General features: G+C 68.3%; 7 protein-coding genes. 6 read left to right on the forward strand and 1 reads right to left on the reverse strand.

The window, feature by feature from the left end; translation table 11 throughout:
• Positions 1 to 4: 4 nt before the first annotated feature.
• The 4 genes from QN357_RS16585 to QN357_RS16600 all read left to right on the forward strand — a co-directional run bounded on the left by QN357_RS16585 (position 5) and on the right by QN357_RS16600 (position 4,631).
• The gene (locus tag QN357_RS16585) at positions 5 to 1,507 is read left to right on the forward strand and encodes an MFS transporter (RefSeq protein ID WP_323505233.1); all 1,503 of its coding nucleotides are present in this window, start codon (positions 5 to 7) and stop codon (positions 1,505 to 1,507) included.
• Between the two features lie 99 nt (positions 1,508 to 1,606).
• Positions 1,607 to 2,689 carry a 3-isopropylmalate dehydrogenase gene (locus QN357_RS16590; RefSeq protein WP_134447385.1) on the forward strand — a complete coding sequence of 361 codons (1,083 nt, stop codon included), beginning with the start codon at positions 1,607 to 1,609 and terminating at the stop codon, positions 2,687 to 2,689.
• Positions 2,686 to 3,870 carry a branched-chain amino acid aminotransferase gene (locus QN357_RS16595; RefSeq protein WP_323505231.1) on the forward strand — a complete coding sequence of 395 codons (1,185 nt, stop codon included), beginning with the start codon at positions 2,686 to 2,688 and terminating at the stop codon, positions 3,868 to 3,870. The genes QN357_RS16590 and QN357_RS16595 overlap by 4 nt, the downstream gene beginning before the upstream one ends.
• Entirely contained in the window at positions 3,867 to 4,631 is a 765-nt protein-coding gene (locus QN357_RS16600; protein ID WP_134447388.1) for a fumarylacetoacetate hydrolase family protein, read from the forward strand. The genes QN357_RS16595 and QN357_RS16600 overlap by 4 nt, the downstream gene beginning before the upstream one ends.
• A gap of 9 nt (positions 4,632 to 4,640) precedes the next feature.
• Here the strand turns inward: QN357_RS16600 and QN357_RS16605 are convergent, their stop codons facing one another.
• Positions 4,641 to 5,246, reverse strand: coding sequence for a TetR/AcrR family transcriptional regulator (locus QN357_RS16605; RefSeq protein ID WP_134447390.1), 606 nt, complete (start codon positions 5,244 to 5,246; stop codon positions 4,641 to 4,643).
• 119 nt (positions 5,247 to 5,365) lie between these two features.
• Between QN357_RS16605 and QN357_RS16610 the strand changes: the two genes are divergently transcribed.
• Both QN357_RS16610 and QN357_RS16615 read left to right on the forward strand, forming a co-directional pair.
• The gene (locus QN357_RS16610) at positions 5,366 to 6,382 is read left to right on the forward strand and encodes an NADP-dependent oxidoreductase (RefSeq protein ID WP_134447392.1); all 1,017 of its coding nucleotides are present in this window, start codon (positions 5,366 to 5,368) and stop codon (positions 6,380 to 6,382) included.
• Positions 6,383 to 6,439: 57 nt separating this feature from the next.
• Positions 6,440 to 7,144, forward strand: coding sequence for a type 1 glutamine amidotransferase domain-containing protein (locus QN357_RS16615; RefSeq protein WP_134447394.1), 705 nt, complete (start codon positions 6,440 to 6,442; stop codon positions 7,142 to 7,144).
• The last annotated feature ends 49 nt before the right edge of the window (positions 7,145 to 7,193 follow it).

The raw sequence follows: 7,193 nt of genomic DNA on the forward strand, positions 1-7,193 counted from the left end.
CCGGATCCCCGTCCAACCCGGCGCCGCGCCCGTGCGCCGCTGGTGGGCCCTTGCGGTGCTGATGCTGCCGGTGCTGCTCGTTTCGATCGACAACACCGTGCTGAACCTTGCCCTGCCGCAGATCTCCGAGGCCCTCAGCCCGAGCGGCACCCAGCTGCTCTGGGTGATCGACATCTACCCCCTCGTACTCGCGGGGCTGCTGGTCTCGATGGGCAGCCTCGGCGACCGGATCGGCCGGCGCCGACTGCTGCTGATCGGCTCCGCCGGCTTCGGAGCGATGTCGGTGATCGCCTCCTTCGCGCCGAGCATCGAATGGCTCATCCTCGACCGTGCTGCACTGGGCGTGTTCGGGGCCATGCTGATGCCGCCCACGCTCGCACTCCTGCGGTCCGTCTTCACGGAACGCAATGAGCGCCGCCTCGCCATCGCCATCTGGGCGAGCGGCTTCGCGGCCGGCAGCGCACTCGGCCCCGTTGTCGGCGGACTCATCCTCGAGAACGGGGAATGGGGATCCGTCTTCCTGCTCGCGGTCCCGCTGTTGCTGCCCTTGCTCGTGGTGGCGCCGCTGATCGTGCCGGAATCCCGGGATCCGAACCCGGGTGCGATCGATGTGCCGAGCATCCTGCTCTCGCTCCTGACGATGTTCCCGATCGTCTTCGGCATCAAGACGCTCGCCGACTCCGGGTTCGGCGTCGCCGGAACCGTGTCGATCGCAGTGGGACTGGTTGCCGGCATCCTCTTCGCCCATCGGCAGCGGCGTCTCCATGAGCCGATGCTCGACCTCGCACTCTTCCGTCGCGGTTCGTTCAGCGGCGCGGTCGGGGTCAACTTCCTGAGCGTCGTCGCGCTCGTCGGCGGACTGTTCTTCGTCTCGCAATACCTCCAGCTCGTCCTCGGCCTGGAGCCCCTCGCTGCCGGCCTGGTACTCGTGCCCGGCCTGGTGGCGATGATCCTGGCCGGATTGATCGTCGTCCCGATCGCCAGGCGGATCCGGCCGTCGATCGTGATCCCGGCCGGGCTGCTGTTCTCTGCGGCCGGGTACACGGCATTCGCGATCGGCGGAGCCGGATTCGGCCCTGCCGGTGTGGCCGTCGCCTTCGTCGCCCTCGGGATCGGGATCGGGGCTGCCGAGACGGTGTCGAACGAATTGATCGTGGCGAGCGCACCGCCGGAGAAGATGGGCGCTGCATCCGCTGTCGGGGAAACCGCATACGAACTGGGCGCGGTTCTCGGCACCACGGTCCTGGGCAGCATCCTCACCTCGGCATACCGCTCCGCGGTGGTGCTGCCTGATGGGCTCGGCGCCGGACAACGGGCCGCGGCGGGGGAGACCCTCGGCGGGGCCGTCGCCGTTGCGGCCGAGCTGCCGGCAGGAGCCGGCCGGATGCTGCTGGAGTCTGCGCGGGAGGCCTTCCTCACGGGAATCGGTCCCACCGCCTGGATCGGAGCCGGACTCGTGGTCGTAGCGGCCATGGTCGCCTGGGTCGCACTGCGCTCGGCGCGGTGAGCCGGCGTCGATTCCGGGAGTGACGAAGACGCGGGGATCACCCGACCTGACGCGTCGCAGTAGGGTTTGGGTACAGCAATCCGAGCCCCCAGGAGTCCCATGTCCCGTCAGATCAAGCTCGCCGTCATTCCCGGAGACGGGATCGGACCCGAAGTCGTCGCCGAGGCCGTCAAGGTGCTCGGCGCAGCGACAGTGGCCGACGACGTCGAATTCGCGCTGACCTGGTTCTCGCTCGGCGCGACCCGGTTCCTCGAGACGGGCGACGTGCTCACCGATGATGACCTCGGGGCGATCGCCGCCCACGACGCCATCCTGCTCGGCGCCGTCGGGGGAGTGCCCGGCGACCCGCGCCTCGCGAACGCGAACATCGAGCGGGGCCTGCTGCTCAGGCTGCGCTTCTCGCTCGACCACTACGTCAACCTGCGACCGAGCGTGCTGTTCCCCGGTGTGCCGAGCCCGCTCGCGGCTCCCGGCAACGTCGACTTCGTCGTCGTGCGCGAGGGCACCGAAGGGCCGTACGTCGGCAACGGCGGCGCCATCCGCCAGGGCACCGCGCACGAGGTCGCCAACGAGGTCTCGGTCAACACGGCCTTCGGCGTCGAACGCGTCGTACGCTACGCCTTCGAGGTCGCCAGGGGCCGCGCGGCCAAACACCTGACCCTCGTGCACAAGACCAACGTGCTCGTCTTCGCCGGCGGCCTATGGCAGCGGATCGTGACGACCGTCGCCGCCGAATACCCCGACGTGACGGTGGACTACCTGCACGTGGATGCTGCGACGATTTTCCTCGTCTCAAATCCGAGTAGATTTGATGTCATCGTCACGGATAACCTCTTCGGCGACATCCTCACCGACCTGGCGGCCGCAATCAGCGGCGGCATCGGCCTGGCAGCATCCGGGAACATCAACCCGGACGGCCGGTTCCCGAGCATGTTCGAACCGGTGCACGGTTCGGCCCCCGACATTGCGGGCAAGCAGCTTGCGGACCCGACGGCCGCCATCCTTTCCGTCGCCCTCCTGCTCGATCACCTGGGCCTGACGGATGCCGCGGCCCGGGTCCGGGACGCGGTGGTCGCCGATATCGCGGCCCGTACGGAAAATGGGGCATTCACGGCGTCGCGCGGTACCAGCGCGGTGGGCGACGCCATCGTGACTCGAATGACAGACAAGGGACTCCAATGAGCCAGGCAGCACTGAGCGACACCACCACCGAGACCACCACAGGCACCACGACCGACGCCGCGACCACGGGCGCCTTCCCGCTGACCTTCAGCCTGACGCCGTCCACGATGGCGCGCTCGAGGGCCGAGCGTGAGGAGATCCTCGCCGACCCCGGTTTCGGCAAGAAGTTCACCGATCACATGGTCTCGATCGATTGGACCGTCGAGGAGGGCTGGCACGATGCCCGGGTCATCCCGTACGGCCCGTTGCAGCTCGACCCGGCCTCTTCGGTGCTGCACTACGGCCAGGAGATCTTCGAGGGGCTCAAGGCCTACCGCCACGCCGACGGCTCCATCTGGACCTTCCGCCCGGAGAAGAACGCCGACCGGCTCCAGCGTTCGGCACGCAGGCTCGCCCTGCCGGAGCTCTCCGAGAGCGATTTCATCGAATCGATCCGGCAGATGATCGCCGTGGACGGCGATTGGGTGCCGTCGGACCATGAGACGAGTCTCTACCTGCGACCGTTCATGATCGCCAACGAAAGCTTCCTCGGTGTGCGCGCCGCCCACAAGGTCGGCTATTACGTCATCGCGAGCCCTGCGGGCGCCTACTTCGCCAACGGCGTCGCCCCGATCAAGATCTGGCTTTCGACCGAATACGCCCGTGCCGGCCGCGGCGGAACCGGGGCCGCGAAGTGCGGTGGCAACTACGCCGCCTCGCTCCTGCCGCAGATGCAGGCATACGACAACGACTGCGCCCAGGTACTCTTCCTCGACGGGGAAACCGGTTCGCACATCGACGAGCTCGGTGGGATGAACGTCTTCTTCGTGTACGGCACCGACACGCTCGTCACCCCGCGACTGACCGGCACCATCCTCGAGGGTGTCACGCGCGACAGCATCATCCAGCTCGCCCGTGACCGGGGACTGACTGTCGAGGAGCGCGACGTGACCCTCGACGACTGGCGCGACGGAATCGCATCCGGTGCCATCACCGAGGTCTTCGCGTGCGGCACCGCCGCCGTGGTCACCCCGATCTCACAGCTCAAGGGACCGGGCGGCCTGGCCATCGGCGATGCGGATGCGCCGGCCGGCACGATCACGATGGCGCTCCGCCAGGAGCTGACCGACATCCAGTACGGGCTGCTGCCCGACCGGCACGGCTGGCTCACCCGCCTCGACGTACCCGCGGACCAGGCGTGAAGGTCGCGCGGTTCAGCCAGGGCGGAATCATCGCCTTCGGCATCGTCGACGACGATGAGCTCGTCGTACTCAAGGGCGACCCGATGTTCGCCGGGTACGACCCGACCGGCGACCGGATCGCCCTGCGCGACGTGAAGCTGCTCGCGCCCGTGATCCCGCGCTCCAAGATCGTGGGCATGGCGCATGCGTTCTTCTCCGACGACGAAGAACGCGAGCACGCCGAACCGCGCGAGCCCCTCTTCTTCCTCAAACCGAACACCTCGGTGATCGGGCCGGACGACCCGATCTTCCTCCCGGCGCAGTCCCACGACGTGCGCGTCGAGGGCGAACTCGCGATCGTGATCGGCAAGATCGCGAAGAACGTGACGGTCGAGAACGCCGAAGACGTCATCTTCGGGTACACGATTGCGAACGACGTGACGGCGCGCGATCTCCTCGAGCGCGACGGGCAGCTCGCCCGCGCCAAGAGCTTCGACTCGTTCTGCCCGCTCGGCCCCGTGATCGACACCGAGTACGACTGGACGAGCCTGCACCTGACCGGTCGGGTCAACGGCGAGAAGTTCCAGAAGGGGACGGCTGCGCTCTACAAGCATTCGGTCGCCGAGGTCGTCGCGTTCGTCTCGAGCGTCTTCACGCTCCTGCCGGGCGATGTGATCCTCACCGGCGCCCCTGACCGCGCCGAAAAGGTCCACGACGGCGACGCCGTGCAGATCGAGATCCCGGGCATCGGCATCCTGACGAACCCGGTCAAGCGCCTCTAGAGCAATAGATCAGGGGTGCCAGGACCGGACCTGGTCCGCGGCCGTGGCGAGGAGTGCGAGCGACTCGTCCCGGTTCACCCGGGCGAGCAGCATGACGCTCATCGACAAGGCGGCGAGCGTGCGGGCGCGTTCGTCGAGGACAGCGGCCCCGGCATCCGTGCCCGGAGCGATCTCGGCCGCCGCTCCCGCGAGGGCGTTGCGGAGTGCCGCCGTGAGCTCGGCGCGGTAGTCGTCGACGACCTTCCTGGCGGGGTCGTCGTGGCCGGCGAGTCCCGCTGCACAGTTGACGAGCAGGCAGCCCCGGCGCGGTGAATCGTCGGGCAGGGAGGCGACGGCCAGGCTCAGGTCGCCGTAGTACGCGAGCAGGGCGGCACGGCCGGCCGATTCGGCGAGCAGCGGGCGCAGGCGCGGGCGGATGACCGTCTCGAGGTAGTCCGCGACCGCGGCGTCGAAGAGCCCGCGTTTGCTTCCGAACGCGTGGTACAGGCTCGACCTGTTGAGCCCGGTGACCCGCTCGAGGTCGGCGAGGGACGCCGCCTCGAAGCCGCGGTCCCAGAACAGGTCGCGTGCCGCGGTCACGACGACGGGAGCGTCAAAGCTCGGCGTGCGGCCCATCTCGGTCTCCAGTCAGTGGTCGGGTTTTTGTGTACCGTTCGATTCAGCATATAGTAAACCAGTCGGTACAAAAACGTTCCGAGCCCCACGTTCGGCACAGAGAAGTTCAGGAGTCACCCATGACAGCGAATACCAGCACCCAGATCCAGCTCGCCGCACGCCCCGTCGGATGGCCGACGGCGGCCGACTTCCGCACGGTCCACGTCGACCTGCCGGAGCTCGCGCCCGGCGAGATCCGCGTCGCCAACGAGTTCGTGTCCGTCGACCCCTATATGCGCGGCCGGATGAACGATGTGAAGAGCTATTCGCCGCCCTACGCACTCGACGAGACCATGACCGGTGGCGCGGTCGGCCGGGTCGTCGCATCTGCCGCCGACGGAGTGTCCGTCGGCGACGTCGTCGTGCACCAGTACGGCTGGCGCGACCTCGTGCAGGCCCCCGCCGCGGGCTTCCGCGTCGTGCCCGAACTGCCCGGCGTTCCGCTCTCCGCCTACCTCGGCGTGCTCGGGATGACCGCTCTCACCGCCTACGTCGGCCTCCTCGACATCGCGGGCATGAAGCCCGGCGACACGGTCTTCGTCTCGGGCGCAGCCGGGGCCGTCGGCAGCATGGTCGGCCAGATCGCCCGCCTCAAGGGTGCCGGCCGCGTTGTCGGTTCCGCAGGCACGCCCGAGAAGGTTGCGCTGCTCACGAGCAAATACGGCTTCGACGCCGCCTTCAACTACAAGGACGGCGACATCGCCGGCCAGCTCGCCCTCGCCGCACCCGATGGCATCGACGTGTACTTCGACAACGTCGGGGGAGAGCACCTCGAGGCCGCCCTCGGCGCCTTCAAGGACGGCGGACGCGCTGCACTCTGCGGCGCGATCTCCCTCTACAACACGACCGAGGCATCCGCGGGACCCCGCAACATGTCGAACATCGTGACCCGCGGGCTCACCCTGAAGGGGTTCACGGTCGGCAACTACCTGCAGCACTTCGGCGCGTTCTCGACCGAGATGTCCGGATGGCTGACGAGCGGCGCCGTCGTCTTCGACGAGACCGTCGTCGACGGGATCGACAACGCGGTCGAGGCCTTCCTGGGCCTCATGCGCGGAGAGAACACCGGCAAGATGGTCGTGCGCACGACCGTCTGAGCCGACTCGATCCCGCTCCACGACACGCATCCACCCATTTTTGAACATTGGAGAATCATGGCCCACGTACTCTTCGTCGTCAGCGCCGCTGACCACTGGACCCTCAATGACGGCACCCTGCACCCGACCGGGTACTGGGCGGAGGAGCTCGCGGAACCGCACCGGCGATTCAGCGAGGCCGGATGGTCCATCACCATCGCGACTCCCGGCGGGGTCGCGCCCACGATCGACCGCGGCAGCCTCACCCCCCAGGCCGCGGGCGGGGAGGACCGGGCCGCCGAGATCATCGCCTACCTCGGGTCGATCGGCGAGGAGCTCGACGCCCCGCGCAGCATCGACGACATCGATGTCGCCGACTACGACGTGGTCTTCTACCCCGGTGGCCACGGCCCGATGGAGGACCTCGCTGTCGACGCGACGTCCGGCGCGCTCATGACCGAGGCGCTCGACACCGACCGTATCCTGGCCGTGTTGTGCCACGCCCCTGCCGCGCTCCTCGCCGCGAAGCGCGCGGACGGCAGCTGGCCGTTCACCGGTTATCGCATGACCGGGTTCACGAACGAGGAAGAGGTCATCGGGGGACTGGCGCCCAAGGCGCCCTGGCTCGTGCAGACCCGCCTGGTGGACCTCGGCGCGGACTTCGTCGAGGCGGCGCCGTTCACCGCGCACATCGAAGTCGACCGTAACCTGTACACCGGTCAGAACCCGGCATCCTCCGGCGAGCTCGCGGCCCGGATCATCGCCGTCGTCGCTGCAAAGTAGTAGAAGCACGCGCGCCTGAGGTGTCGCAGATCGAGGTTAACTGGGCCCG

The organism is Cryobacterium sp. RTC2.1 (assembly GCF_035018685.1).
GTDB lineage: Bacteria > Actinomycetota > Actinomycetes > Actinomycetales > Microbacteriaceae > Cryobacterium > Cryobacterium glucosi.